Below are 26883 nucleotides of genomic sequence, written 5' to 3' on the forward strand. Positions count from 1 at the left end.
AAAATCATATAAGTAGCCTGAGGCCTAAGGTCAGTGCCTACTTTTTTAAATGTTACATCCTAATTCCGCCATCCACATGCAAGGTGATACCATTTATATACTTCGCTTCATCAGAAGCTAAAAATAAATAGACGTTAGCAATATCCTGTGGTGCCCCTAGGCGACCAAGTGGAACTAATTGTTTCATTTGGTCAATAACCTTTTCAGATACCGTGGCAGTCATTCTTGTTTGGGGTAGTACCAGCGAAGCTGTCACTACCTGCAATAAGGAAGAAAATTAGAAATGTAAAGGGTTCTCTATTTCTGATTGCCTTTCTTCGATTGTCATTTAAAACCTCTCTACACATAAAAACACCATCCTTTCCATGATATTACAGAAAGAATAGCGTTTTTTTGGTTTTGGGGGTAATGATTTTCCTTAGCTTGTTGGGCATGTGGTTCTATCCCTATAAGGCAGAATCTACTTGAGCTGATAAGTGTTTAATCGCCTTATTTAATTCTTGGATCTCTTCCATTGACATACCGGAAGTGTTTAATAGAGATTGAGGAATACACATAGCTTTTTCTCTAATAGAAGCCCCTTTTTCAGTAATGCTCACAAGTACGATTCGCTCATCTTCCTTATCACGTTTTCTTTCAATAAGTTGAGCAGTTTCCATTCGTTTTAACATGGGTGTTAGTGTTCCTGAGTCAAGTTCAAGTAGTTCACCGAGTTCTTTAATTGAGCTTTGCTGTTTCTCCCACAGTACTAACAAAACTAAATATTGGGGATACGTAAGATTCAGTTCATCCAAATAAGGACGATAAAGTCGAAGTATTGCTCGAGAGCAAGCATATAGGGAAAAGCAAAGCTGGTCTTCTAATTTAATCTCTTTGTTATTATTCAATGTTCGCACCTCATTTAATTTTTATTAAAACTTTATTTGTATTGTACCAAATTAAAATATGATTAAACAATTTAATTTTACAAAATATAATTGTTGACAACTGATTTATTTAAACGTAATATGAGATTGTGAACAATTTTATTTTACAAAATTTAATTTTGCAAAATCTATTTTGTTTAGAATTTTCTCCCCTTTTAATAGGGAAAGTAGTCGAAGGTGACTACTTAAAAATATCTTTTGGAGGTAGAAAAATGGCAAAAATTACTGTAGGAACAGAAAATCAAACACCTATAGAACTATATTATGAGGATCATGGTACAGGGAAGCCAGTTGTATTAATTCACGGTTGGCCTTTGAGTGGTCGATCTTGGGAATACCAAGTTCCTGCTCTCGTTGAGGCTGGATACAGAGTTATTACTTATGACCGTCGAGGATTCGGGAAATCTTCTCAGCCATGGAACGGTTACGATTATGATACATTTGCTACTGATTTACATCTGCTACTAGAACATTTAGATCTCCAAAATGTGACGCTGGTCGGATTTTCAATGGGAGGTGGAGAAGTAGCTCGGTATATCGGAACCTACGGAACAAATAGAGTAGAGAAGGCTGTATTTGCAGGAGCTGTACCACCATTTCTTTACAAGTCAGCAGTTCATTCTGAGGGAGTATTAGATGATGCAGCAATTCAAGAATTTGAAAATGGTGTAAAAAAAGATCGCCTAGCATTTCTTGATGAGTTTACGAGAGGATTTTTTGCTGCTGGAGATCGAACTGACTTAGTTAGTGAACCTTTCCGACTTTACAATAGGGATATTGCAGCAGGTGCATCACCTAAAGGGACACTAGATTGTATCGCTGCTTTCAGTAAAACGGATTTCAGAGGGGATTTAGCCAAATTTAATATACCTACCCTTGTTATTCATGGTGATTCAGATGCAATTGTTCCATTTGAATATAGTGGGAAGCGAACACATGAAACAATTCCTAATTCTAAGTTAGCTTTAATAAAGGGTGGTCCACATGGGTTCAATGCAACACATGCCAAAGAATTTAATGAAGCACTGCTTTCATTTTTAAAGGGCTGATTAGGTTTTAGAAGAGAATCTACTTAGTTACTCCATTAAAGGGCGCCATTGTTTAATAAAACTTTATTTTACCCCCATCCAAAACAGGACGGGGGTATGCGTTTTGGAAGCACTTAACTTTTAACAACTTATTATAACCTTGACATTTCCTTATTACGGGTGGTGTCAGCTTCGCTGGTACTCCCCCCCAATAACAAACTTCACATATATCATAACTGAAAGGCTCATCTAATGTTTTAAAACCACGACAGGGACAATTATATCTCAAAAGCCCTAACCTCCGTTCTTATTTCTTAATTGTATTTTTTGTAGTTCAATTTTAATATTATATTTTTTTATGTAGCTTGTTCAACTAAACTGCCACGTTAGTACAACAAGCAAAAAGATCGCCGCAGCGATCTCCATCTTTAACTCTTGCACCTCGATAGTTTAAGTACAATTTTTCACAATCTAACTTATGTATAAAAAGGGGACCTTCATCTTGAAGAATCACACCTGTTAGTTGAGAATTTTTCCCCTAAATAAAACGATATTTTGAAAGGAACTGACTGGAAACAAAAATAACTGTCAAGATGATAATAGCTCCCCACATTATAGATGTGGAGAATATAAAAGCTCCTAAGCTAAATATAGCAGCAATTGAACAACAGATTGAAACAGTCTGTTTAAATGTAAATCCTTTACCAAGCAAATAATAATGCAAAACAATTGGAACTCCTAAAATATATGCTGGAATATAAATCATCATAACGTTATTAAACCCAGATATGCTCAGAACAGCAATCATAAATCCTAAAAAAAAGGATGTTTTATCACCTATCAAAATTTTTGGAGAGTAAGAGCTAACTAATAGAAACCCTAATGTAGAAGCAATAAGCAATCCTCCAGTATTTGCAACAAAGGAATCCCCTGTTATATACGCCATAAGTGTCATAGTTATTAAAGCAATTGTTGATACACCTTTCGCCAAACCATCTAAGGAAGGACTCAAATTAATTCCGTTTGTAATACCAATAATCCATACAAGTGTAAGCGGGATGGTTAGATAACCAAATTCAATGTAACCGCCTTGAAGAGTATAAATAGAGCTAACTTGAACTCCACCCCACACGATAACAACAAGTGCAGCAATAGTTTGACCAATAAACTTCCACTTTACAGTTAACTGGAACCGTTCAGCTAATACACCTGTGATAGCGATAATAGTTGCTCCGATTATAATTGGGATTGTGTAAGTAAAATTGGGACTTACGATAGATATTCCAGCAATGAAACTTATAATAATAGCTAGTCCGCCAAGGCTTGGAATAACCGTTTTGTGAAATTTGTTTTCTGGTTTATCCGTTTCCTCGATAGTCATTGCACTCCTTTTTGCAATAAGAGAAAGAAGAATTGAAACAACGAAGCAAATTATTAAAGATATATACAGCATTTTGCACCTCCTTTTTAACATAGATAACACTTATATTTTACCATAATATGACTATATGGATCTTCAACTAACCTGCTTAGTTACTTCAATAAAGTTCAACAAAAAAGGGCGTTAATCCTTCCTGGACCAACACACCCGTTAGTTGAACAAATTTTTAAAAGTCATAAAATCTCCTCCCACATCTCCCTGTTATAAGTGTTTATAACTTTGCAAAAAACACTCCATTATTTACATTATATTCCACAAACTAGATGATTACAGCTAACTTTGAAAATATAATTCTTATTGAAGTAACCTGCTTCTTTAGTTGAACAAGCAATATTAAGTTCACAATATCATCGAAGTGTGACATTAAGTTACTTGCAGCAATGCATGAATTATTTATTTATGGGAATTATTTGTAGTAACTGAATTCTAATCAAATCGAGGTTGATCTTAATGCCTAACATTTTTGAAGCGATAATTGATTACATAAGAACAACATCAATTGATACTGACCCAAAGCCTCGTCCACACATAGGTGAAGCAATGGGATGTTGGCTATATTACACCGCAATAGCAGATGAAATACCCGCACTTGAAACTGCTTTAAATACAACAACTGATAACGAACTAATAAGTTTAGTAAAAGAGTCAAAAAAATTAGCTAATCATCAAAAGGGTATTCTCGAAAAATTTATGATCGATGAAGGAATCCCTTTATCACCAATATCACAATCAAAACCTAAATCTGAGCCAAATAGCGTCCCTTTAGGTGTAAAAGTAACAGATGATGAAATAGCAAACTTTATTGCTATTAAGGTTGCTTCCAATATAGTGCTATGTTCAACTAACATGACTCAATCAGTTCGAAATGATATCGGTCTTATGTGGGCAAGGTTTCATGCCGAGAAAATGATATATGGAATGGAACTTAAAACCGCGATGCGTAAAAGAGGCTGGATTAAAGTTCCACCTTATTACTATCCTCCCGGGGCACCAAGTAATTGATTTTGGTGCTCCTTGGATCGAAAGATGACTTAACTAATTAATCTTTTTTTGGTTTTGCATAATCCTTATTTCTTGAATAACTTGCGTTTGGTAATGTTCTTCTGATGCTTCTGCTATTTCATCTACCACTTGCCACGAAAGGAATACTTTATCATTTTCAGTGAAAATAACGATTCCTTGAAACTAATATAAACTGCTAAAAAGGTGAGTTTTATCATGAAGAATGGTTTTACAAATGGTAAATTGCCATGAATGAAAATGTAAAATTTTCAATTAGATATGCTGAAGAAAATTATTAAAATGTACAAAAGTTCATAAACTATTGGAAAGAGTATGAATTATTATCCTGTGGTGGGTCCTCTTATCTTTTATGTTGATTCCATGGATAATTTGGGCTAAGCTTGTTAATCGTCGTAGATTGTTAGAAATTATTCTAGTTGGTACTTTAGCTATAATTCCTACTATTTTTTTAAATGATATTGGTTCTGAACTAAAGTTTTGGACTTACCCATTTAAGTTTTTCCCAGTAGCTCCTAGTGCACTGCCATTTGATATGTCGATAGTAGCAGTTGCTTTCATGCTGCTATACCAGACTTTTGAACAGTGGAAAAATTATATGGTAGCTTTATTAATTATGCCAGTCCTAATTGCATTCATAGGTGAACCTATAAGTAAGGCTTTAAATTTGGTTTATTATATAAGATGGAAATATTATTACTCTTTCTTTTACTATATAATTCTTGGAATAACCATCAAATTTATTGTTAATAAATGTCGAGATATTTACCTAAAAGAATAATTAATTACCTTTAGAGCTAGGCTTGCCTAGCTTTTTTATATGCGAATGTGTGCCTCATGTTGAGTTACTTTCATCGAACTACGACATAGTTTATTATTTTTTATAAATCCATCGTTTAAATACTTTTCACTAAGTACATATTAGCTTTAGAGGACTGCAATGGATTTTCCAACAATACATACAAACTTTTGGGATGCTGTGATAGCAGTACCAGTAGTGATGATTCTTACCCAGATAATTAAAATCTTTATACACATTCCCAAGAAATTTATCCCAACAATTGCATTAGTATTTGGATTAATATTCTCCATTGTTATTAGTCACCGTCACAGCCTAACAGCTGGACTATTTATGGGCTGGTTTTATGGATATGCAGCTATTGGCAATTATGCTGCATTAAAAACGTCTATAATAGCTTTTAGAAAGAATAGGTAATTTTACCTAAATTAATTTCACATTGAATGACAAAGCTCATATTATATTGTGGAAATTATTAAACAACGTCTATCGCCCCATCCATTAAGACTACCTTTCCAAGGTAGTTTTTTTATTACGCAATTTGTGTCACATGTGAAATAAAGAGAATTGCTTGCACTCTTTTTCAACTAAACTGCCATTTTACTTGAAAAGGAAAAAAGCGATCTCCATTATTGAAGAATCGCTACCCGTTTGTTTAAGTACAAAATTTCACAAACTTATTCTGAATAAGCTGTCGAAACAGACTTATCTTTTTGATTTAAGCACCCGTTGTTAAAGAACTTATCCTGTCTAACATTACCAACAACTTTTTATAATTAGATAATGTTTCTTTATCTTCAACTTTATAACCAGATTTAAAAAATAAAATATCTCCTGTTCCATTGTTAATTTGATTCCTTGCTTCGAGAATTCGTTTTAAGTTTTTTGCAGTTCCAATACTACTGCGATACTGGTTGCAGTAGTACAAGCAATGACTAATGCTTTGATTCCTTGATTAGCCATAAAGTCAACTGCATTAAAAATATATTCCCTTACCTCTTCTTTTGGTTTTTCACCATATGGAATGTGTAAGGTATCTGCATAAAATATGTAATCTTCATTCGGTAAAAACCTCAATGTTTGATGAAGTACAGTCATTCCACCTATTCCAGAATCAAAAAAACCTATTCTCACTACTTTCACTCTTTTCCTAAATTAATGCTATTAATCACTTATTAAGAATACCATTTTTTTAAATTTTATTGTTAGTTACTCCTTATTTCTTATTAAACTAAACTGCACCGTTAGCTCAATATTAAATCAACAAAAAGGTGCATTAATCCTCCTGGATTAACGTATCGATTAATTTTATAACAGTTCTTCACATAGCAGTTTTCTGATTCCTCATTATCCTTAACAGTCCAGCAATAAATATTAATGTACCGATTAGCATAAATGAATGTATAAATCCATTTAATATAGGAACAAATTCACCAGTTAAGTTTTTATTATGATACACCACATTAACTGAAGTGTAAGCTAAAGGGGTGCTAAGTAATATTAAAATAGGTCCCAAAATTAAACACAACATTGGTTTCTTCACAACCTGTTCCCCTTTTCAGATAAATAATAAATATATCTCTCTATTTCTTATTTTAACACATTTTCCTAATATTCCCACTAATCACTTGTAAAAAATCTCTGTCTTTGTTAAACAAACGGTAGCTTATATATAGTATCAGCAACAAAACATTGATCTGGTGCACCACTTATCATTGTTTACATGTAACCATAGAAAAGGCGTTTAAGGACTTGACTTGGAGCCTCTGTGGGTACGATTTGTCTTGAAAGGCTGAAGATAAGGTTTCATCAGGCAAGCCAGCCTACCATACCCACTCCTCCAAGTAAAGTCCTATCGTTGCTTACGTTCAAAACTATAATTACTAACTAAATATAAATAAGTAAACAAATATAGAAAATAGGTTGTTTTTGTATCTTTATTTATTAAATACGGTCGAAAACCATACTACATATAACTGCCCGTTAGTGACAAGAAAAAAGACCGCCAAAAATGACAGCCTATCATCTTAAACAATAGCTACCCGTTAGTTCAATATGAATATAAAATGTGTTCTCTAAAGGATGGCTATATAAATATGGAAAAAGTAGGTTCATCAAAGGTCATTATATTATCTTCTGAAAAACCAAATTTCAAATAAAATAATCTCCCTGATTCATTTTTAGGATGAACCGTTAAATTCAGACGATTACAAGAAGGATTGTTATTTTTAATATGTCTGATTAATTCATTTAATGCTTTTGAGCCCAATCGGTTTCTTTGAAATCTTTTATCTATGAAAAAATGAAACAGCCAGTAATCATCTCTACTACCTGGTGTATAATGCAGATTGAAAAAGCCTACCATCTTATTTTGACTGTAAATCCCATATGGCTCTACCATTTTTCCACCTGGTCTTATATACGCTTTAGCAAGAGCAATAGCGACGGGAGGACTAACAGATGCAACAAATTTCTGTTGTTCATCGTGTACGGATAGTTCAAGTGCTTCTCTCCAATTGTCTGAACTTATTAATTTTATTGCTATATTTGACATACTATTTTACACCTCAATACCTATTTACTTACCCTGCTTCGTTAATATACCAAATTCAACAAAATGAGCGTCAATCCTTCTTAAACTAACCTGCACCGTTAGTTGAAGAAGAAAAGCTGCTGTTTTTATGTGTTCACCTACACCACTAGTGACTCCATATATAAAGTTTAAAATAAAGTAAAAAACAATCAAGCCCTAGAGTTTATCTGAAAATAATATTTCTCCTTAACCATTTTTTTTGCTCTATGAATACGAGTTTTTAAGCATTGAATACTTATATTAAGTTTTTCACTTATCTCCATATAGTTATAATGATAATAATATTTTAGTATTAAAGGGTCCTTATAATGTTTTGGTAACGAAGTATTAATCTTTTGAAGGTAAAGTTTGTCCAATTTTTCAAGGACTTCAATCTCAACTAAGTTACTCTTTTGCGTTAAGACTTCAAAATCATCTGTCAAGATAGTCGTTCTACAATATTTTGTTCGTAAATAATCCTTACACTGATTAGCAGTAATCGAATATAACCAAGATTTTATTGCTGAACTATTCATTAAAATATTTATATTTTTAAAAACTTTTAAATAGACCTCTTGCAAAATATCATTGACTAACTCCCAGTCCCGAACAAACCTAAAAGCAGAATATCTTAGATTTTCATCATAGGCAGCAATAATTTCCTCTATTGTTTTTTCAATTTGTTCTTTGGAGTGGGAAAGATAAGACGAATCACTCAGCTGTTCACTCATTGCTAGACTCCCAACTTCAAATATATCACTTTATTATTAATATACCGTAATTTGGAAAAATAGGAAATGGAAATTTAGAAAATTATGGAAAATAAAAAAACGTAATTGAGTGCTAGAAAATACATCTATTATTCATATCATTAAATATCGTTGGATTTCGTTCCTAATCAATTTATTTTCCATAAATCTTGAAATGAGAAAAAAATATTCGATTCAAGAATCATCCGTTACTTTTAACAACTAATTCAGTAGGAATATCCATAAAAAAAAACCGCGATATGAGTTACTCTGACTGAACTAAACTAAGCTTAATTTCTTCACGAATCTCTACTACTTTTTTTAATTGCCTAGCCTTTAGATATTTATTCTATTTGTTTTTTTACAATTAAAAACTTCGCGAGGATAACAGATAGTACTAGAATTACTACAGAAAAAGCAATACCTAGATATGGTGCGAGAACAGTGTACCCGAATACATTTAAAGTAATAAAATCCATAAACAACTCTTCTACTTTTATTATGTTGGTAAGGGTGTATCGCATTACATCTTTGATCCATTGCTGCGGCATATCCATTATGCTGTCTATGAGTATAGGAATTCCAAATAGAAACCCAGAAACAAAGAAGGAGATAACTGTTGAATTTGATAGGATTGAAATTATTACAATCACACCTGCAAACGCAATGGCTCCAAGCAGATGTAAAGCAATTTGAATAAGATGATATTCCATAAAAGTCAAGCTATATGGAGAAAAGTAATATTTGAACGAATACTGGATAGGAAGGTCCCAACCCTTCGTACCGTAAATGATTGTGTGCGTAATGAGATTGAATGCTTCCCCTAATAAAACGGTCACTGTCGCGAAAATGGATGAGGCAGACAGTTTTGCCATCATCGTCTTCGTTCTGCCATTCCTCGTACTAAGGATAAAATTTTCAACCCCTGAAGAATGTTCATTTGAATAGATTCCTGCCAACCCTACAAGAAGAAAAACACCTGTTAAAATAAGACCATAAACATTTACAAAATCGACTGTCTCATTTGGACCTTGAAAATAAGAAATTTTATTTATTTTAATTTCATTATACATTTCTCTCTGAATTTGGAGCATCCTTGTCAAAGATTCATCATTCTTACTCTTAGCGTCATTAATTAGTTTTTCTAACTCTTTATCTCTTTCTAAAATCGTATTTTCGATATTTTTACCATAAGCAATGTTTTCAAACAATCCTGCTTGGGCACTTTTCCATTCGTCAGGTGCTTGCTCTTTTGAAAAAAAATATTCATTTAACTCAGCATTTAGCTTTTCTGCCTTTGCAATCTTTTCCTCAGTAAGCGGCCCTTCCCATTTCTTGTATGCTTTTTGGGTAAATTCAGTTTCGAACGTATTAGAAAATTTACTGAACGTAAACAGCCCAAAGAGGATGATTGCTATTACATAAATGCTTTTTTGCTCGAATACTTTGGTTAGTTCCCACTTAAGTATGTTCACGCCCCTACCTCCTCATCAAAATAATAAAGGTATAAATCTTCAAGATTAACAGACACATTTACTGCTCTAACCGAAGGTTTTTCCTCCGAAATAATCCTCAGTTGTATTCCTTCCGTTCCTCTAGAAATATTGCCAACTTTATAGGAACCCTGGTAATAAGGGATATCTGTTTCCTCGGCCTGGACACTCCATACCTTTTTCTGGATTCGTTCCATTAAATTCTGAGGTGTATCTTTTTCGATCAACTTTCCGTCCTTCATAATGAGAATTTCCTTTGCAATAAATTCAATATCGGAAACGATATGAGTTGATAAAAGGACAATCCGATCCTTAGAAATTTCCCCAAGCAGGTTCCGAAAACGTATTCTTTCTTTTGGATCCAGTCCGGCTGTCGGCTCGTCTACAATCAGGATTTTAGGATTATTAAGCAAAGCTTGGGCAATTCCGACCCTTTGCTTCATCCCACCAGACAGTTTTCCCATTTTTACTTTGCGTTTATCAATAATGTTTACTGTTTGGAGAAGTTCTTCGACTCTCTCATTTGCTTTATTTTTATTCAATCCTTTTAAACTAGCAATATACGAAAGGAACTTCTCCACCGAAAAATGTTTATAATACCCTATATGCTGAGGAAGATAGCCTAAAATATTGCGATAACGGTCATCCATTTTCCAGATATCTTCCCCATTAAAACTAATGCTTCCCGAAGTTGGCCGTAATACCGTTGCCAACATCCGCATAAGGGTGGTTTTTCCTGAGCCGTTTGCCCCAAGGAATCCGTATACACCATTTGTCAGCTCAATATTTACACCATCTACTGCTCGTTTGTCCTTAAACACCTTTGATACATTCTCTATCTTAAGTTTCATAATAGCCTCATCAATCTTCCGACTTTTTTAATTTTAATAAAGTGTATTATCCAGAGCAGAACTCCTAGCAAAAGAGTTCCTAATGCCGGCAAAATTTCAATTTTTAGTAATGCATCCCTTATATGAGGGATTTGAAATGCTCCATAGCAGAGGGCAAACCATATAGCCAACAGAATACCACTTACCACAGTACCTCTTGTTTGCAATGCAAAAAGAAAGGCGAGACCAGACACAAAAACGTAAGGAACTGTCCAAGAAAAAAACAGTTTTATGAACACAACTTCTGGATTAACTACTATACACACCGCTGATACCAAGAAGTTGATTAATAAATTATAAAACCCGACAACAAGCAGCCGTGATGTCAATACCTGCTGGGTATTGTACTGGAAGGTCATCTCAAGCTCAATCAGCCCCTCCTCCTTGCTCTTCATTATTTCAAACAGCCCCACAATAAATGGTAGAGGAGCGAGAAAAAAAGCTGTCAAATATGGATTGGTGTCCAACCGGACTAGGCTTATGATTCCCAGCACAAGGAAAATGCTGTTTAGGTTCCAGAACATCCACCCAAAGTTTTGAAGTTCTACTATACTGTTTGAAACTAATGCTTTTGCCCGTCCTTGAACAGTTCCTACTCTGTTTTCCACTGGGCCAACTTGTGCCATTATATATTCTATGGAGGATTCCATCTCATCTGCATTAGGAAAATCGACACTATAAGAATCAAGATAGTCTTCAATTTTCCTATCCATTTGAGTTCCGCTCATCTATTTCACCCCTTTGAAAATAAGATTTGAGCTTATCAAGCCCCTGCCTCAGCCTGGATTTAACCGGCGGCACACTTGCATTTGTGATCAAGGCAATTTCGGATATTTTCATATCATTGTAATATTTGAGAAGGATCGCCTCCCGCTGGAAATCTGGAAGCCCTTCAAGAGCCATCTTAATCTCTTTCCTCTTTTCATTTTTTTCAAAAATGAACGAAACACTCTTCTCTGTTCGCATATCATTTTCAAAGAGCTCATATGTATTCTGGCTTTCTTTATGGGCCTTGCTTTTCAGATAATCCTTAGCAAGGTTGCTCGCTACCGTTAAAAGCCAGCTTTTAAAATTGGAGGATGGCTTATATTTTGAAATATTGTTCAGTATTTTGATAAAAGTCTCTTGCGTTAGATCCATTGCCATTTCCTTATCTCCCGTCAGCCGATAAAGAAAGGTGTACACTAATTTATAGTGCCGCCGTACCAATAACTCCTGGGCCGAGCGACTGTCCCTCTTAATATCAGCAATCAATTCAGTATCTGTCATAACCTCACCTCCGATAAGCTAACGAGATTTTACGGTAAAAGGATTTAAAAAAATTGAATTTATTTTTTATAAGAATTACAACCCTGTCCAACGATTACTTATTTTTAAACAAATATAAAACAGTCATTCGGCATATTAATTCTGCAACTTGCCAAAATGCTGAATATTTAATAGGAAAAGGATCTGCCAATAAGTTGCAAAAAAAATGATACCTCTATATTGAAGTATCTCAACCGAAGGTCTTTATTTATAACTACTTACTAAAAAATGCATCTACAAAGTTTGAAAGCTGGCATTTTTGGTATCTTTACTTACGTTGAATACGGGGGAAAACATACTGTAGATAAGCACCCGTTAGTGTAAGTGAATTTATTCACAAGATTAAAAGCTAAAAAAAATTTTTAATTTCCAATAAACTTTTGATAATTTTGATAATTTTCCTCATCAAAACATACAAAAACAACTTCCTTGATTCCTTCGTTGTTTTTAAGGTATTCGTTTACTAATTTTACTGCAATTTGAGCCGCTGGTATTTTCGGGTATCCAAAAATGCCAGTGCTGATGTTTGGAAAGGCGATGGTTTCAATTCCGTTTGTACGTGCCAAATCAAGCGAATTTAAATAACAACTCCTCAATAGCTCTTCTTCGTTTTTATCTCCGCCGTTCCATACGGGACCAACGGTATGAATTACATATTTTACAGGCAAGTTCCCGCCCGTTGTAATTACAGCTTCTCCTGTTTGACACCCACCTTGTTTGTTTCTTATTGCAACGCATTCATCGTATAAATCCTTTCCTGCCGCACGATGAATGGCACCATCCACGCCTCCGCCACCAAGCAGGCTTATTTGCGGCATTGACAACGGCATCAACGGTTTGTTTGGTAATATCGCCTTTAATTACTTTTATTTTTCCCATTTTCAACACCCTCGTTTTGATTATACACGATTTTTTTATCATCCTTTCATTGAGGTAATTCTAACCAAAAATAATTCATTGCTTCTGTACTCCTTCTTTAACTATACTCACCCGATTACTTGAAAAAGAAAATGCGATCCTTCGTTTATTGAAGCAGCGCACCCTTTAGTGCAAAACAGTAGTTAGTCAATTTATGCATAATATCCGCCTTTTAGAGGATAGTCATTATATTCAAGATAATATTTATATATTTTGTGGAACACCCTATACGCATTTTGCTGAGTTTGGTTATTATTTATAAGTTTTACAACTTCATTTATGGGAGTATCTTTTGGAGTCTCTCCACTTATTAACTTAGGTAAATCAAGTTCAATTACTCCATCTAATTCCCGTAAACAATTGCCAAATCTGTACTTCGCTAAAGCCCTATTACTTCTATTAGTTCAAATTCTAGACATATAGCAAAAAAATACACTTCCTCCTGTAATAAATTATCCATTTATTTTATATTGTTTTGTTTAGGCTTATTAAACAAACCTGCTCCGTTAGTACAACAAGCAAAAAGATCGCTGCAGCGATCTCCATCTTTAACTCTTGTCCCCGTTAGTTTAATAAGAAAAACGTCCCTACTTTTGTAGGAACGTACAATTAAAGTGGTTATCACCATTTACTTTTCTGCTAAGATTATTAAGAACATAGGTCTTCGGAGTTCATCTTTCATTTCAGGAATACTATTTAACATTTCTTCAGAAGGAATAGGTTCCTTGATTGCCTTTATAATAAAACCAGCATCAATTAAGTTATTTATATAGGTTGAAAAAGTACGATGATATTTAATAACGTTTTCAGTTAGGAATGTTGTTTCACGCAATCCTTCCGTTTGGTAATTGTCAACTGCCCAATGCAGACGACTCCCTTTATCATCATAATACCAATCTTGTTCGTTTCGAGATGTGAAAATCGGATGTTCAACTGAAAAAACAAATGAACCTCCAGGCTTCAGACAATCATAGACCTTTTTACCGATTGTTTTAAAGGACTTTATATAGTGAAAAGCTAATGAACTGAGGACAAGATCAAATTGAGAGCCCGAAAAATTGATGTCTTCAATTGGCATTTTAATGTATGAAATCAAAGGATCATCCGTCATTTCACGAGCTTTTTGAATCATTTTTTCGGATATATCTACACCTATGACTGAACTTGCTTGTTGCTCACGAGCGTACCGGCAATGCCAACCGAAACCGCATCCCAAATCAAGTACACTCTTATTTCGCAAATCTGGTATTAATGCTTTTAATTGGTGCCATTCTCCTGCACCTTCAAGTCCTTTTACTGAACGTGGCATTTTTTTATACGCAGAAAAAAATTTCTCATCATCATACTTGTTTTGTTTCATAATTAATTCATCTCCTAAATTAAGATAGCCTCCTAAAAAATTTAAAACAACATCATTTTTAGGAGGCAATCTCTCTCCTTCTAACCATTTCTTTCACCTCATTAAAAAATAACTTTTAATATTATAACACACCCCTTATTCAACTAACCTTCCCCTTTAGTTTAAGAACCAAAAAGAAAAAGGCTGCCGCAGCACCCAATAGTTAAATACAATTATTTCTTACAACATAAGTGATAACATTAGTTTTTAATAATACTTCTCTTTTATCACGAACAATTTTATATTCTAACGGCTTAACCAGTTGGTTTAGCACTTCCCAACCATCGTATATTTTATTTAATTTACTTATCATATTTACTGTCGTAATATTTATCTCCATCATAACATCTAAATTTCTGTTGGATTCTATATCAATTTCTTCCACTTCTGAATTAACAATAATACAGTTTATTCCCTCATTTTTTGTTCCTAATGCCATTTGCCTAATTACACTTTCAAAAATATCTTCTGATTCAACGTGTTCCAAAGTTGATACGGCAACAATGAAATCAAATTTATTATTAGTAATCTCGTAATTACCTATATCTGCTTTTTTTGTTTCGATTACTTCTTCTACTCCATACTCTTCGCTATATAGTTTCAATTTATCTAATGCTGAATCTAATAAATCTATACAAATAACTTTTCCATTTTTATTTTTTATTTCTTGTGCAATTGGAATACTATTTCTCCCTACTCCTGAACCTAAATCTAATACCCGAATATTTTCTTTATTATTAAATAAAAGAAGTAAATCCATTACTGTTTTAACTGGTTTGCATAACCAAGAACCTTCTTCAAATAATTTGTAGTTCTCATAACAAAAATCGTGATATTTCTTTTCTTCTTTACGAATTAAATCAAGTCTACTCAATTGAACTTCCCCCAAAATATTTATATATACTTTTATAGTTCTTTATTAAATGCTAATACCTTCTTCAACTATTCTGCCACTTTACTTTTATAAGAAAAGGTGATTACCATAGTTCAGTAATCACCCTTGCCATACCTATTCAATATAGTTTATTTTATTTTCCTTACACCATTCAATCGCAATTTGTTTAAAACAATCGTCACGGTATGAATACCATTGTTCTTCCATTTCAAAATCAATTAATTTGTCCTTAAACCTTCTAAAGGCACCCTTACCCCTAATTGCCCTTAATAAGGATTCCCGCTTCCGTTGATCACTGACTGCTAAGCAAAAGTTTTCCATTATTTCATAATCATTCACTTCATATTTAGTAGGTAACTCTATATAATTTTCAAAGTTTTCAACCACATCGATTGCAATGATTCTATTTTCTTGTTCCCATTCAGGTAAATGATCAAATGGTTTTTCGTCTTCCGCAGCTCTTAAGTCCTCCGATGCCACTAACACTATTTCCCCCGTTTTAATATTTAGCAATGAACATGATTCTTCAAACTGTATTTCCATTTCCTCAATTATATCTTTAAGTTTGACTTGTATATTCACTATTAGCTCACCTTTTATATTTTTTTCTAACGCACCCGTTACTTGAAGAAGGTTTCTTCTATTTAAATTGTTCTTTTATTTTTTGGATAATTGCTTTATAAAATGAAATTTGATGTGGTACGAATTTATCCCTTCCCACTTATTCTTCAATTATGGACTTATTACCATCTTTATTTATTTCAAATCTCTTGATTTCAATTGTTTCTCTTTCACCTAACCAAAGTTCTGTAAAGTCGTTAAATTCGACTCTCACAAAACCTGAAGCTACTTCTGCTTGAAGTGTAAAGTCATCTAATATATTCTCAAAACTTATATAAAAACACGTTTGCTAATTCCTTATCAATAAAATACTCTTTAATTACACAATAATCAATTACTCCTAATGGTACTAAATCTTCAAAAGGAACATCAATTCCAATTTTTTTTATTTCACTTACACCATCTTGAACGGTTTCATTTGCCTGCAAATGTCTAGCAGCAGTAATGTCTAAAAGAATTGGTTAATCTTTTTTTATATCGCTACGGAGTTGTAAATAAATATAATCTATATTATTAATTACAATTACTTATTCGTAAAAAGTGTTAAATTATTAACAATTTCTTCTTCAATTTACCTAAACAACTTGCTTTGGTAGTGGAATAAGAAAGGGCTGCGTATGCAACCCAAGCCTTAAAGAAATAATTACTCTTTATATAACGGAACTTTCCATTCCTTTTCCACTTCTTCATATCGTGTAACTGATAATAAATGTAGAGCGAATTCCTCAGGTACCTCTTTTAACCCATATATGGTAAGCGTCGTATTTGTTTTAAAACGACCATTTTCATCTTTCTCATCAAGAATAGCTCCGCTGTGTAACGTTTCATAAGTCTCTCCCTTTTCATCGACTAATACCCAAGCTCCTAGATCAGTAGATGGGACTTCCTTTCCGCCTTCCATTTCAATTTTTACAACCTGCTCCATTTTAATTGGGAGGAACGCCTTACGTAGCGAAAATTTATTCTGCTTATGCACTTTTTTTATCGTGATAAAATTCCCTTCATATTCAAATGAAAGAGGATCCTTTTTTAATTCCTTAGGCTTTATTTTAATCGAAAAATCAGAAGGTACTGTTTTCATCACTCCATCTAAAACAAAAGTAAGCTGTTCCTCTTTTCTTTGAGGGACAAATGATTCATTCCATTCGATATAACCAAGCTTCTCCGTATCTTGCCCCATTCCTTGTAGAAGCCCACGATCACTTGGATGTCCTTGATCTTGGAAGGTATTATGATGATACAGGGTATCTCCCTCTTTATTTTCAATATGATATTGGATAGCTGTACCATAGCCTGTAAACGTATGAACGTTTTCCTTTCCAAAGGAGTCTTCAAGCGTTTGAATTTGAGCCTCAACTTTAGCTTGTTCTTCAGTCGTGAAATAAGTGTCATATAAAATTTCGTTCGAGGAAGGAGCAAATTGAACTTCCTTTAAGTGAATGCCTACCCCATTTTCACTCGTTTTTTGATCATCTAATACGAGCTTCGTTGTCATTTTCTTAATCTCTTTTAAATCAATAGGGATTTCTAAATTCCATTTTCCCGTTGTTCCATTTAATTCAACCAATTCAAACTTTATCTTAAGAGCTTCGATGGATTCTAGCCCGCGTATGGAAAATTCAATTAATCCGTAATCTGCACCATCCGTCCAACTAATTCCGAGTCTGTCAATTTTATTTCCATCTTGATCATAAGCTGTTATGACATTATATGAATCGCTCATTTCTAAAAAGGAATCCAGTATTTTACCGTTATGATTCAAAATTTGATAAGACAATGCTACCCTTGAAGAATCCGCTAACACATCTTCAACTTTAAACGTTATTCCCTGGTCAGTTACTTCTTGATTGATTCGTTTCGTAAGTCCTGATTCAGAAGCCATTCTTAATCCTTCATCCACTTGGTCCGTTGAGAAAAATCCACCAATCCACTCTGCAAAGCTAGGATGTAGAGTGGTTGTTAATCCCATAGCTAGTACAGCAGCGGCAGCTGGAAGCAACATACGTTTCCATTTTTTTCTCTTTTGCTTCGGTGCATAAGGCTCAAGTTCACTTAGAACATGGTTTGCGAAATCGTCAGGTAATGTCGGTGTACCTAGGGTTTCTTTTATAAATTGTTTTTCATTTGAATACAACTCGATTATTTGTTGGCATTCTTGGCAAGTTTTTAAATGAGTTTGAATGGATTTATATTCATCATCTTGGACAAGTCCATCAAACCATTGTTCCAGTTTATCGCTGGTTGCACATTTCATGAAAATACCCTCCTTTTTCCCCTTTGATTGTTTCTCTTAACCTTTTCTTGGCACGATGAAGCTTATTCCGCACAGTGGATAAGGGGAGACTCATTAGTCCGCCGATTTCGTTATAGCTTAGCTCATTTACATATCTCAGAAGAAGAATCATTCGCTCCTCTTCTGGAAGACCCGCAATTAGTTTTTCTAATTGTCTATTTTTCTCATTCTTTAAGAAGATCACTTCGGGATGATGGGAATCCATGATATCTTTTTCCTTTATTTCAACCCGTTCCATTTTATAACGTTTCTTTCTGAATTCATCCATACAGTGATTGATGGCAACTCGATAAATCCAACTGGAAAAGGAACCTTTTCCATCGAACTTTCCAAGCTGGTGATAAATTTTGATAAAGGCTTCCTGAACCAAATCAGCTGCATCCTGCTGGTTTCCTGTCATTCTCAAAATCGTTGCATATAATGGATTTTTATATTTATTAATTATTTGTGCGTAGGCTTGTTTATTGCCTGACAGCACTTCTTCTATCCACTGACTTTCTTCTTCCATTTCATAAAAACCTCCTACTGAGATTGATTGACTCATTATTTCTTTCAACAAGTATAACGAGAATAACTTGCAAATCATTTCACCTTTTTAAAAAAAAATTAGGGGGAAAACTAAATAAAGGTAACCTTGTAATTCTTTGGGGTAAAGAAAATCCCTAGAAGGGACAAACTTTTTATTTCAAAGATATAGTTAGTGAGGATATCCTTGCATTGAGGTAATTACTGTAAGTTAAGAGCTTCTCAAACTACCTGTATCATATAAAAAAAGGATTTTGTTCGCAACAAAACCCTTGATTCACGATTCTATTTTTTCTGTAACATTACCTAATAATTATTCTTGCTCTGTTAATACTATTAGCTGAAGAGGAACTCCACCATACTCATATTCTTTTCTTTAAGATTATACATCTTATCATCTATTTTTAAAATGTAATCATAAATTGCATTGTATTTCGCAATCAAAAAATGTTTGCAGTATGTTTTATAAATACAAAATCAGCCTAAATATACAAGAAGTGCATAAAATCTTGCATATTGTAGGCTATTTAATTTTATTCCTTATTGTGTTAAAGCACCTCGTTAATGCAATAAGCTGTTTCTCTTTTGTTACAGAACATAATCTATACTATCTGCGTTTGTCCTTGTTTATAACAACACTAAAAGAAATATTAAGTTTATCCCAAACCCAAGCTTGAAAAACTTCATCAATTGTTTTTAGTGCTTCATCGTCCATGTCCTCGTTAATACCTAAATTTTACAAAGGTGAATGTCTCTGTCGCCTCTATACCTTCATATATTGTACTACTAAATGAAAAAGTAACTGTTTTGTCCATCTATTTATCTCCTCTAAAAAGAATAAGGCAATCATTTTCAATGACCACCTTGTTTAACTTTTGCACCCCGTTAGCACAAGAAGGAACTTCCGTAGTAACTACCTGTCTTGTTTACCATTGAGTTTTTGTAAATTAATTTCCCAATAAAATATCGCAATTACATTAATTTTCTTAATTGGACCTTTATATTTCGGCTTATTTAATTATGCGTTTAAATAAATAATTTATTTTTTCTAGATCACTAATCCTTTTATTTCAACCATTACCAGAGTACCCTAAAGGGACCTTGGTTATTTTTTGAGACTATATTTTGCTCCTTCACAATATCTGTCTAGTGCGACACAAAAAAGAGATGGATTTTCCTCTTTCTTCTTTCGCTGCTTCTAAGTTCAATAATAGAAGCAGCCAAAATTAGCCGCTTGATCTTCAACTCTTGCACCCGATAGTTTAAGAAGAAATCTTTAAAGTTGGAGATCTAAATCATTTAATGTCCCATTCACTATTTATCTGATTTTCTCCGCCAACTCTAAAATAATTCCCTCTGGACCACGAACGTAGCATAACTTATAACTTTCTTCATATTGCTGTATCTCACTAAAGACTTCTGTGCCCTTCTTTTTCAATTTTGCAACAATAGCTTCAATATCTTCAACAGCAAAGCAAATATGTCGGATACCCAGCGTATTTGCAAAAGGTTGCTGAATATCTTTTTCATCTGACGGCGTATAAAATTTTACTAGCTCTATCCATGCCTGACCATCTGGCATCCCCAATCCTACACATGCCGTTTTAACATCATTAAGGCCAACTATTCTGTCCAACTGTTCTCCATCCAATTCCCATTCCGCTTGCACTTCAAGTCCTAAATCAAGAAAAAACGCTTTAGCTTCTGAAAGATCATTTACGTTTATACTCACATGATCTATTCTATTGATCTTCATATCTCATACCTCCTATGTTCCTGTTATTTCATTATCTGTATTCGTTTAGGTTTGTTTGTAATTCTAATTCGCTTAAAACAGAAAATATCCTTCTTCAACAAACCTGCTTCGTTAGCACAACAAGAAAAGAGACCGCCGCAGCAATCCCTCTTTAACTCTTGCACCCTGTTACTTTAAGTACATTTCTTCACAATCTGATACATTACAAAAGTTTATTTTTTATGGTAGTTAAAAGATATGTTCGAGTTCGGGGTTTGTTTTTGTCACTAAGTCTAATTTTCATTTAATATTTTGCCAAGCACCATTCTTTAGTTTCTTGGTCGGCAAAGGATGCTTCTACACTATTTAAATAAATTTGCCGGTAATCTTCTTCGCTTAGATTAAATTCTTTGTTAACTAGATGGATTTCTTTTGCCATTGTAGTATCAGATACTGTCCTGTTATCCGTATTAATTGTCACTTTTACTCCATCTTTATGAAACTTATAAATCGGATGTTCAGAATAATGATGAACAGCTTTCGTTTGAACATTACTTGTTGGACACATTTCAAGCACTACCTGTCTTTCTTTCACGATCTTATAAGCCTCAGCACATTCTTTAATAAATACACCATGTCCTACTCTTTCAGCACCCAACAGTTCAACAGCTTCTAGAACGTTGTTACCAATACCCGTTTCACCGGCATGAATAGTGACTCTGTAGCCATATTCTTTGGCTAATGCGATTGGATCTACGAATCTTTCACAAAAACCTTCTTCTTCTGATGCACATAGGTCAATTGCCACTACACCTTTTCCAAGGAACTTTTTCCCCTTTTCAACCACCTCAAATGCGCTTTCTACAGACATCGTCCTCATGCAAGATAAAATTATATTTCCTTTTATTTCGTAACAGATTTCAGCTTCCCTCATCCCCTCTATAACAGATTGAATAACTTCTTCAACACCAAGACCTTTTAATGTGTGAAGTAACGGGGCAAATCTGACTTCCAAATATTTCACATTTTCCCTTGTTGCATTCTCAAATAGCTCAAAAGTAATTCTTCTTAAGTTCTCCTTGGACTGCATGACCAAATTAGGAAGAGAAAATCTTTTTAAATACTCATCAAGGGATTCACATTCTAACGGAGCAGTCAGTTCCTTTTGCAGTTCATCCTTATCAAAAGAGGGTAACTGAATGCCTTCCTTCTGGGCAATATCGATAATAGTTTCAATCCTAAGGCTTCCATCCAAATGACAGTGAAGTTCAATTTTTGGCAATGCTAAAAAGTTCATTTTTGTCCTCCTGAAATAAATTTTTAGATTAGAATTCAGAAAAAAAAATTCCTGACTACGAAGAAAATACAAATCTTGTACTTTCTTCGTAATCAGGAATTTCGGTTCCTGGTAGAGACCTCCAAACCATATTATTGGAGTTATACGAAATTTTATTGAATTCATTAACGTTTTTTAAAGGATAATAAAAAAAGTTTAGTTTGTCAACAAGGTGCCTAACACCGATAAATCATTTTTTTTGTAAAAGCATATTCTACAATAAAAATGCATTACCTTTGTTCCAGTAATGCACCCAGTTAGCTTAAGAACATTCTTTCACAATCTCTACACAAAAAAGCATTACACTCGGTTTAAGAAGTCTATGTTATTGCTTTATCAATTTAGTTGTGGTTTAAAAAGTCTAGTCGTGTAAACTTGTTTAATTTGAGGAATAAGCCAAATTAAAAATAACACCCCACTTACAATAAACAAAGCAATTGGGATTAAGAAAAACCAACCGGGATAATAATAATGTACGACATAATATTCCCCAGCCTCTAATCCTTCTACTACACGAAATCCCTCAGTTATCAAATTATCTTTTTTAACTGTATTTAATAGAAACAAATATTCAGCATCTTTTAAATCTAAATCAAAATAATATTGAAAATTATTGATTCCCGTCTTTTTTTCATATATCGCAATGCTTTCAAATGTATGAAATTTTTCATTAATAGTTTGTAGAGAATTTTCGATTCTTTTAATTTCATTATTCGAAAGGTCTTTACCATTTATTTGATTTACAAAGTTTTCACGAGCCATTTGGTATTTAAAGTTTATAGAATCAGCAATTATAAAACTAATGAATCACAAAACTAAAACCACAAGGAATGCATAAAATAAACCCTTGCTTCTCTTATTAAAATGAACAAAATCCACTCTCATCCCTCCGTATTTTTCTCAATAAAGAGTATATTCTACGCATAATCAGTAAAACCCTTCACACTTGGAATATCTATCCATATTTTCCTAAACTAACCTGCCCCGTTAGCGCAAGAAGCGATTGTTCTTGTTGAACAGTCGCACCCCTTTAGTTGAATAAATACTTACCTTTTTACACGCTTATTCTTTATAATTTTATAAATTAAAATAACTGCTATAACACCAAATACTGATAAAACAGAAATTTTAATACTCCCCTGTTGTCCATCAAAAAAACCATCAAAAGCACTTCTTACTTCATATTCCGATTCTCTATATGCCTTTATATATCCACCAGCAGTTTCTTCAATAGCTATTGCTTCTTCTGTGCTAATCCCCTTGATTGAATAATACTTAGTACCTTTTTTATAGGTATTTGAGAAATTGCCAGCATAAGATTCCATATCTGAGTATTTAGTGACTTGACCAATTTCGCTATCAATTTCGGACACATACTCATCGCTTATTACATAAATATAACCTTGCCAAACTACAAATTGAAAAGCCCAAGTAGTTGCGAGTGGCTTACTTGGACATATAAAAGAAGTGAATAAAAGAAACAATATCACAAAAGAATGTAAATACTTATTTATCTTCATAGAATTCCCCCTTATCCTAAATAGACGGTTTATAATCTCACCAAGTTTCGCTTTTGTTGTTTATTAAAGTAACCTGCCACGTTAGTGGAACAAGAAAAGGAGCTGCCGCAGCAACCCCAATCTTCAACTATTGCACCCATTACTATAAGTGCATTTCTTCACATACATCTTCTTATTTTAAATTGACTGTAATTGGTTCAAAATCAATCCTATTAGAATTTGTTTCGTTTGGACCAGACGGGGCTCTACTTATGTGAGCAAACGGGTAGAAAGTAATAGCAGTAGCTTTTTTATCTAATCCATGAACTGTTGCATTCCACATGAGATCTTCGCTTGAATCACTGCCAACAATGCTTAGAGGACAATGGGATTATTGAGGGGTACACCATTAAAGAGAATCAAGTAATAATGGGGTATCTTGTTCACGCAATTATACATATTTATACGAAAAGCACGAATCATCAACCTTATCTGTCGTTTATAAAAGAACAAGTTCAATTCGTCATAAACAACTACAAAGTCAGTGGAGAAAGTTGTTACCTTCTCGAATGCAAATTCCCATGCAATGAAATATTAGATGAATTCTTGACAGGTTTGAGCAATTTGGTGAGCTACAAATTATCCATTGTTATTAACAAATAGTATCAATAAACATGCGACATTGTGAAGGAATACACTTAAACAAATGGAGGCATTAATCCAAGATGAACTGCACCCGTTAGCTTAAGTACAAGTTTTCACAAAGTCGTTAAAGACAAAGAAAAGCTGAGTAGTAGCTTCACAGCATTACATTTTTCTACGGAATTCTCAAAAACCATTGCCGTGGCCGGTTCTTTTTTAACGGGTTTTTCTTTGTCTTAGTAATTAGGAGTGGAGTTTTCCGTTCCAGAATCAGAACTTCCACTTTTCAGAATCTCATTGATTTCCCCAACATCGCCTTTGGCATTTATTATTTCAAATATCTGATTCAGTTATAATTATTATTGATAATAACCAAGCTAACAAAGGTCTTTTGTGATGAATAGGCAAGGTAAAAAAAATAATACCTGTAAATAACACAGACCACCACATATTCCACCCATTATGGTATGTAATAAACCCAAACTTACTGTTAAAATACTCTGCACATAAATATATTCCTACCCATAACAAAAACCATAATGAACGTTTTTTCCAACCTTCAGGGAACCTCCCTAAGTATATTAATACGGTTGCAGAGTAAGATACGACCATAGCTAAAATTGTAATCGTTGTATGGTTAGGTAAGATTAAATCGTGAAATAACCACATTGATTGTTTATAAAGTAGAAAGTTATATAAAAAATCTCCAATGATGAAGAAAAGAATTGTCGGATAATACCGTTACCAATTCCTCCAATCTCCCCATTTAAACCCTGCTATCATATAGAAAATATTAATTAAAATATACATAAGACCAATCCTTTAAAATACGTATTACTATACTCCCCCCCGATTACAGTAAATTATTAAAATGAGCTGGTTTAGCCTTATTTCACTAACCTTCTTCGTTAGCACAATAAGAAAAAAGCCACCAAATGGCAGCTGGATCCTCAACACTTGCACCCGTTAATTTAATAAGAAAACCTTCTCTGTGACACCCATTCTTTTGCTTTATCGGCTATTTCATTAACGAACTGCTGCTTTCCATCTTGATACTTGTGATGGTCGTAAGGAAACTGTTTCGCTAAGTTTATTTTCAACTCTCCATACTTTTTGGCTTCAGAAGGGTTCTTTATCAAGTATTCTTTAAAATCTAAGTGAGTTTTAATTTTTTCACTTCCGACTTTAAAGATATGTAAATGATGTGTTCTATTATCTTTTCCTTTAGTAAAATATCTTCTTCCAGAAATCCCATTTTCACCTCTCGGTTCATACCCTAATGCCCGCATTTCATCATTGAATAAATCAACTTTTTGAATATTCTTAACAACAATCAAAATATCTATTATCGGCTTTGCGTAACCTATTGTTGGTATAGAGGTACTTCCAATATGGAAAATATTAATTAATTCATCTTTAAATACTTCTTTTAATATTTCCTCTTCTTTCCTGTATGATTTTTCCCAGTCTTCAGTCCAAGGAAGTATTTTGGTTGTTCTCAAAAGAATACCCCCTTTTTAATTTATTCATTTATATTCTATAACCTTTTTGTGCTTCTTGTTAAGCAATCCTCACCCGTTAGTACAAGAAAAAAGCCGGTTGGATTGGTAGCCGGATCTTTAAGAAAAGCAACCCATTAGCTTAAGTATTTGTATTTTTCTTCACAATGTTAAGATGAATTATAAATTGTTTTTGATGGAATATTAATTACAACAGCATGATATCGAGGGAAAAGAAATTAGGCAAAATCTAAATGAAAGGAACCATAAAATAATGTTATTGATTGGGGTTATTGCCTTTGCAGTTTTATCATTAACTGCCTTCTGGATTAGGCCAAAGCATATTCATCTGTTCGAATTGTTAGCCATCTGGTTTAGTGTAACAGCGGTAAATTCTCCAATCTACTCGTTTTTCCTGGTAAATAAACAATGGATTACTGTACCCGATAACAAAGAACTAGCCATAATTCGTATTTTATATACAGTATTATTATGTCCTCTTATTATTACATGGATTCTCGATAAGTCACTCTCGGTAAAACATGCAGTTTTGAGATACTTGTGTTATCTTATGACTCTTGCAGTTCTCTTTTTGGCAGGCTTTGCACTCCACGTATTAGGAGTAATACGTTTTAGTTCTGTAGGGATGTTTTGGTATACACCTTTCAAAGCAATCCCATTAATTATTGCCCTATTATCGGTTCGATGCATTCGATATCTAATGAGAAAAGATGGGATATATTATGAGTCTACAAAATTTTAACCTGTGGTTTAATATTATATTTTTTCTCTCGGGTGTCTATTTAGTATATCGGCTTCCTCAACGGTTACCTATTACCGTAACAATTCTTATCATGATCATGAGTTTAGCAATTGCTTTGGGCTTAGACCATACAATTGGAGCTCCCCCAATAGATTTATACGATACAAACATTAAACCATGGCTAACCCTCCCCGAAATTCTAACTTGGGGCATGTATCCAATTTCGGGATACTTGTATATTTATCTATACGAAAAGCTTAAGGTTAGAGGTTATTTTATTCCATTATTTATTTTGTGTTGGTCAACATTCGGGACTTTGTTTGAGGAACTGGCGAAAACCTTTAAGGTTTTTGTATATAAAGATTGGGCTATCCGGTATTCATTCCTTGTTTATTTGTTCACTCAATTATTAACGACAATTGTATTTAAAATTCTAATGAATACCTATAGAAAAATGGTAAAGGATAAGAAGGTTTTTCGTGAATATTAGTGTGGTAGTTGAGATAGACAAAAACCATTTTATAGAATGGGT

Annotated in this window: 27 protein-coding genes, 5 pseudogenes and 1 riboswitch; of the genes and pseudogenes, 7 read left to right on the plus strand and 25 right to left on the minus strand. The window is 33.7% G+C overall.

Annotation, left to right across the window (positions count from 1 at the left end; translation table 11 throughout):
* Positions 1-52 precede the first annotated feature (52 nt).
* Together ACIQAA_RS29290 and ACIQAA_RS29295 are read right to left on the minus strand one after the other, a co-directional pair.
* Positions 53-229: pseudogene (locus tag ACIQAA_RS29290) on the minus strand (SDR family oxidoreductase); the annotation flags it as partial.
* 217 nt (positions 230-446) lie between these two features.
* Positions 447-887, minus strand: a complete 441-nt coding sequence (locus ACIQAA_RS29295; protein WP_402626644.1) for a MarR family winged helix-turn-helix transcriptional regulator — start codon at positions 885-887, stop codon at positions 447-449.
* 251 nt (positions 888-1138) lie between these two features.
* Here ACIQAA_RS29295 and ACIQAA_RS29300 point away from each other — a divergent pair, with 251 nt between their 5' ends.
* Positions 1139-1975 (plus strand): alpha/beta fold hydrolase, encoded by an 837-nt coding sequence (locus ACIQAA_RS29300; RefSeq protein ID WP_402626645.1) that lies wholly within the window; start codon positions 1139-1141, stop codon positions 1973-1975.
* A 52-nt stretch (positions 1976-2027) separates the two neighbouring features.
* Here the strand turns inward: ACIQAA_RS29300 and ACIQAA_RS29305 are convergent, their stop codons facing one another.
* Together ACIQAA_RS29305 and ACIQAA_RS29310 are read right to left on the minus strand one after the other, a co-directional pair.
* Positions 2028-2243, minus strand: coding sequence for a CPCC family cysteine-rich protein (locus ACIQAA_RS29305; RefSeq protein WP_402626647.1), 216 nt, complete (start codon positions 2241-2243; stop codon positions 2028-2030).
* 249 nt (positions 2244-2492) lie between these two features.
* Positions 2493-3407, minus strand: coding sequence for an MraY family glycosyltransferase (locus ACIQAA_RS29310; protein WP_402626648.1), 915 nt, complete (start codon positions 3405-3407; stop codon positions 2493-2495).
* A 438-nt stretch (positions 3408-3845) separates the two neighbouring features.
* Between ACIQAA_RS29310 and ACIQAA_RS29315 the strand changes: the two genes are divergently transcribed.
* The 3 genes from ACIQAA_RS29315 to ACIQAA_RS29325 all read left to right on the plus strand — a co-directional run bounded on the left by ACIQAA_RS29315 (position 3846) and on the right by ACIQAA_RS29325 (position 5631).
* Entirely contained in the window at positions 3846-4397 is a 552-nt protein-coding gene (locus ACIQAA_RS29315) for a DUF3231 family protein (protein WP_402626650.1), read from the plus strand.
* 370 nt (positions 4398-4767) lie between these two features.
* Entirely contained in the window at positions 4768-5196 is a 429-nt protein-coding gene (locus tag ACIQAA_RS29320; RefSeq protein ID WP_402626651.1) for a CBO0543 family protein, read from the plus strand.
* A gap of 159 nt (positions 5197-5355) precedes the next feature.
* On the plus strand, positions 5356-5631 hold the full coding sequence (locus tag ACIQAA_RS29325; protein WP_402626653.1) for a hypothetical protein: 276 nt from the start codon (positions 5356-5358) through the stop codon (positions 5629-5631).
* A gap of 483 nt (positions 5632-6114) precedes the next feature.
* On the opposite strand, the pseudogene ACIQAA_RS29330 reads toward ACIQAA_RS29325, so the two are convergent.
* From ACIQAA_RS29330 to ACIQAA_RS29420, 19 genes and pseudogenes are all read right to left on the minus strand, one after another.
* A pseudogene (locus tag ACIQAA_RS29330) lies at positions 6115-6348 on the minus strand (glutamate racemase); the annotation flags it as partial.
* Between the two features lie 187 nt (positions 6349-6535).
* Positions 6536-6757, minus strand: a complete 222-nt coding sequence (locus ACIQAA_RS29335) for a glycosyl transferase (protein WP_402626655.1) — start codon at positions 6755-6757, stop codon at positions 6536-6538.
* A gap of 543 nt (positions 6758-7300) precedes the next feature.
* On the minus strand, positions 7301-7768 hold the full coding sequence (locus ACIQAA_RS29340; RefSeq protein ID WP_402626657.1) for a GNAT family N-acetyltransferase: 468 nt from the start codon (positions 7766-7768) through the stop codon (positions 7301-7303).
* A gap of 188 nt (positions 7769-7956) precedes the next feature.
* Positions 7957-8517: an RNA polymerase sigma factor gene (locus tag ACIQAA_RS29345; RefSeq protein WP_402626659.1), complete on the minus strand. Its 561-nt coding sequence runs from the start codon at positions 8515-8517 to the stop codon at positions 7957-7959.
* 362 nt (positions 8518-8879) lie between these two features.
* On the minus strand, positions 8880-10010 hold the full coding sequence (locus ACIQAA_RS29350) for a hypothetical protein (protein ID WP_402626661.1): 1131 nt from the start codon (positions 10008-10010) through the stop codon (positions 8880-8882).
* Positions 10007-10879 (minus strand): ABC transporter ATP-binding protein, encoded by an 873-nt coding sequence (locus ACIQAA_RS29355; protein ID WP_402626663.1) that lies wholly within the window; start codon positions 10877-10879, stop codon positions 10007-10009. Before ACIQAA_RS29355 ends, ACIQAA_RS29350 begins: the two co-directional genes overlap by 4 nt.
* Positions 10876-11646, minus strand: a complete 771-nt coding sequence (locus tag ACIQAA_RS29360; protein ID WP_402626665.1) for a hypothetical protein — start codon at positions 11644-11646, stop codon at positions 10876-10878. The genes ACIQAA_RS29355 and ACIQAA_RS29360 overlap by 4 nt, the downstream gene beginning before the upstream one ends.
* Positions 11624-12187: an RNA polymerase sigma factor gene (locus ACIQAA_RS29365; protein ID WP_402626667.1), complete on the minus strand. Its 564-nt coding sequence runs from the start codon at positions 12185-12187 to the stop codon at positions 11624-11626. The genes ACIQAA_RS29360 and ACIQAA_RS29365 overlap by 23 nt, the downstream gene beginning before the upstream one ends.
* Positions 12188-12588: 401 nt before the next feature.
* A pseudogene (locus tag ACIQAA_RS29370) lies at positions 12589-13105 on the minus strand (O-acetyl-ADP-ribose deacetylase).
* Positions 13106-13772: 667 nt separating this feature from the next.
* A complete protein-coding gene (locus ACIQAA_RS29375) occupies positions 13773-14504 on the minus strand; it encodes a class I SAM-dependent methyltransferase (protein ID WP_402626669.1) in 732 nt (243 codons plus the stop codon).
* Between the two features lie 202 nt (positions 14505-14706).
* A complete protein-coding gene (locus ACIQAA_RS29380; RefSeq protein ID WP_402626671.1) occupies positions 14707-15417 on the minus strand; it encodes a class I SAM-dependent methyltransferase in 711 nt (236 codons plus the stop codon).
* A 135-nt stretch (positions 15418-15552) separates the two neighbouring features.
* Positions 15553-16020, minus strand: coding sequence for a UPF0158 family protein (locus ACIQAA_RS29385; protein ID WP_402626673.1), 468 nt, complete (start codon positions 16018-16020; stop codon positions 15553-15555).
* A gap of 302 nt (positions 16021-16322) precedes the next feature.
* On the minus strand, positions 16323-16487 hold the full coding sequence (locus tag ACIQAA_RS29390) for an NUDIX hydrolase (protein WP_402626675.1): 165 nt from the start codon (positions 16485-16487) through the stop codon (positions 16323-16325).
* A 215-nt stretch (positions 16488-16702) separates the two neighbouring features.
* Positions 16703-18313, minus strand: coding sequence for a DUF4179 domain-containing protein (locus ACIQAA_RS29395; RefSeq protein ID WP_402626677.1), 1611 nt, complete (start codon positions 18311-18313; stop codon positions 16703-16705).
* Positions 18291-18860, minus strand: a complete 570-nt coding sequence (locus ACIQAA_RS29400) for an RNA polymerase sigma factor (RefSeq protein WP_402626679.1) — start codon at positions 18858-18860, stop codon at positions 18291-18293. The genes ACIQAA_RS29395 and ACIQAA_RS29400 overlap by 23 nt, the downstream gene beginning before the upstream one ends.
* A 1335-nt stretch (positions 18861-20195) precedes the next feature.
* Entirely contained in the window at positions 20196-20633 is a 438-nt protein-coding gene (locus tag ACIQAA_RS29405) for a VOC family protein (RefSeq protein ID WP_071358291.1), read from the minus strand.
* Positions 20634-20916: 283 nt separating this feature from the next.
* Positions 20917-21909, minus strand: coding sequence for an adenosine deaminase (gene add, locus ACIQAA_RS29410; RefSeq protein ID WP_402626681.1), 993 nt, complete (start codon positions 21907-21909; stop codon positions 20917-20919).
* A gap of 69 nt (positions 21910-21978) precedes the next feature.
* Positions 21979-22077, minus strand: a riboswitch (purine riboswitch).
* Between the two features lie 207 nt (positions 22078-22284).
* On the minus strand, positions 22285-22710 hold the full coding sequence (locus ACIQAA_RS29415; protein ID WP_402626683.1) for a hypothetical protein: 426 nt from the start codon (positions 22708-22710) through the stop codon (positions 22285-22287).
* Positions 22711-22994: 284 nt separating this feature from the next.
* Positions 22995-23468, minus strand: coding sequence for a hypothetical protein (locus ACIQAA_RS29420; protein WP_402626685.1), 474 nt, complete (start codon positions 23466-23468; stop codon positions 22995-22997).
* A gap of 354 nt (positions 23469-23822) precedes the next feature.
* On the opposite strand from ACIQAA_RS29420, the pseudogene ACIQAA_RS29425 reads away from it, so the two are divergent.
* A pseudogene (locus ACIQAA_RS29425) lies at positions 23823-24110 on the plus strand (Lrp/AsnC family transcriptional regulator); the annotation flags it as partial.
* A 312-nt stretch (positions 24111-24422) separates the two neighbouring features.
* Here ACIQAA_RS29425 and ACIQAA_RS29430 read toward each other — a convergent pair.
* Positions 24423-24818: pseudogene (locus tag ACIQAA_RS29430) on the minus strand (CBO0543 family protein); the annotation flags it as partial.
* A 242-nt stretch (positions 24819-25060) separates the two neighbouring features.
* A complete protein-coding gene (locus tag ACIQAA_RS29435; protein WP_402626686.1) occupies positions 25061-25591 on the minus strand; it encodes a GrpB family protein in 531 nt (176 codons plus the stop codon).
* A gap of 271 nt (positions 25592-25862) precedes the next feature.
* Here ACIQAA_RS29435 and ACIQAA_RS29440 point away from each other — a divergent pair, with 271 nt between their 5' ends.
* Positions 25863-26351, plus strand: a complete 489-nt coding sequence (locus ACIQAA_RS29440) for a hypothetical protein (protein WP_402626688.1) — start codon at positions 25863-25865, stop codon at positions 26349-26351.
* Positions 26332-26841, plus strand: a complete 510-nt coding sequence (locus ACIQAA_RS29445) for a hypothetical protein (RefSeq protein WP_402626689.1) — start codon at positions 26332-26334, stop codon at positions 26839-26841. The genes ACIQAA_RS29440 and ACIQAA_RS29445 overlap by 20 nt, the downstream gene beginning before the upstream one ends.
* Positions 26842-26883: the final 42 nt, after the last annotated feature.

This window comes from Neobacillus sp. NPDC093182, assembly GCF_044754045.1.

Excerpts from the sequence above, each read along its gene's own strand:
- ACIQAA_RS29340 (WP_402626657.1), bottom strand. The coding sequence starts at position 7,768 with ATGTCAAATATAGCAATAAAATTAATAAGTTCAGACAATTGGAGAGAA.
- add (WP_402626681.1), bottom strand. The coding sequence starts at position 21,909 with ATGAACTTTTTAGCATTGCCAAAAATTGAACTTCACTGTCATTTGGAT.
- ACIQAA_RS29445 (WP_402626689.1), top strand. The coding sequence starts at position 26,332 with ATGAGTCTACAAAATTTTAACCTGTGGTTTAATATTATATTTTTTCTC.
- ACIQAA_RS29360 (WP_402626665.1), bottom strand. The coding sequence starts at position 11,646 with ATGAGCGGAACTCAAATGGATAGGAAAATTGAAGACTATCTTGATTCT.
- ACIQAA_RS29325 (WP_402626653.1), top strand. The coding sequence starts at position 5,356 with ATGGATTTTCCAACAATACATACAAACTTTTGGGATGCTGTGATAGCA.
- ACIQAA_RS29310 (WP_402626648.1), bottom strand. The coding sequence starts at position 3,407 with ATGCTGTATATATCTTTAATAATTTGCTTCGTTGTTTCAATTCTTCTT.
- ACIQAA_RS29375 (WP_402626669.1), bottom strand. The coding sequence starts at position 14,504 with ATGAAACAAAACAAGTATGATGATGAGAAATTTTTTTCTGCGTATAAA.
- ACIQAA_RS29400 (WP_402626679.1), bottom strand. The coding sequence starts at position 18,860 with ATGGAAGAAGAAAGTCAGTGGATAGAAGAAGTGCTGTCAGGCAATAAA.
- ACIQAA_RS29365 (WP_402626667.1), bottom strand. The coding sequence starts at position 12,187 with ATGACAGATACTGAATTGATTGCTGATATTAAGAGGGACAGTCGCTCG.
- ACIQAA_RS29405 (WP_071358291.1), bottom strand. The coding sequence starts at position 20,633 with ATGAAGATCAATAGAATAGATCATGTGAGTATAAACGTAAATGATCTT.
- ACIQAA_RS29345 (WP_402626659.1), bottom strand. The coding sequence starts at position 8,517 with ATGAGTGAACAGCTGAGTGATTCGTCTTATCTTTCCCACTCCAAAGAA.
- ACIQAA_RS29315 (WP_402626650.1), top strand. The coding sequence starts at position 3,846 with ATGCCTAACATTTTTGAAGCGATAATTGATTACATAAGAACAACATCA.
- ACIQAA_RS29320 (WP_402626651.1), top strand. The coding sequence starts at position 4,768 with ATGTTGATTCCATGGATAATTTGGGCTAAGCTTGTTAATCGTCGTAGA.
- ACIQAA_RS29395 (WP_402626677.1), bottom strand. The coding sequence starts at position 18,313 with ATGAAATGTGCAACCAGCGATAAACTGGAACAATGGTTTGATGGACTT.
- ACIQAA_RS29440 (WP_402626688.1), top strand. The coding sequence starts at position 25,863 with ATGTTATTGATTGGGGTTATTGCCTTTGCAGTTTTATCATTAACTGCC.
- ACIQAA_RS29355 (WP_402626663.1), bottom strand. The coding sequence starts at position 10,879 with ATGAAACTTAAGATAGAGAATGTATCAAAGGTGTTTAAGGACAAACGA.
- ACIQAA_RS29420 (WP_402626685.1), bottom strand. The coding sequence starts at position 23,468 with ATGAAGATAAATAAGTATTTACATTCTTTTGTGATATTGTTTCTTTTA.
- ACIQAA_RS29415 (WP_402626683.1), bottom strand. The coding sequence starts at position 22,710 with ATGGCTCGTGAAAACTTTGTAAATCAAATAAATGGTAAAGACCTTTCG.
- ACIQAA_RS29300 (WP_402626645.1), top strand. The coding sequence starts at position 1,139 with ATGGCAAAAATTACTGTAGGAACAGAAAATCAAACACCTATAGAACTA.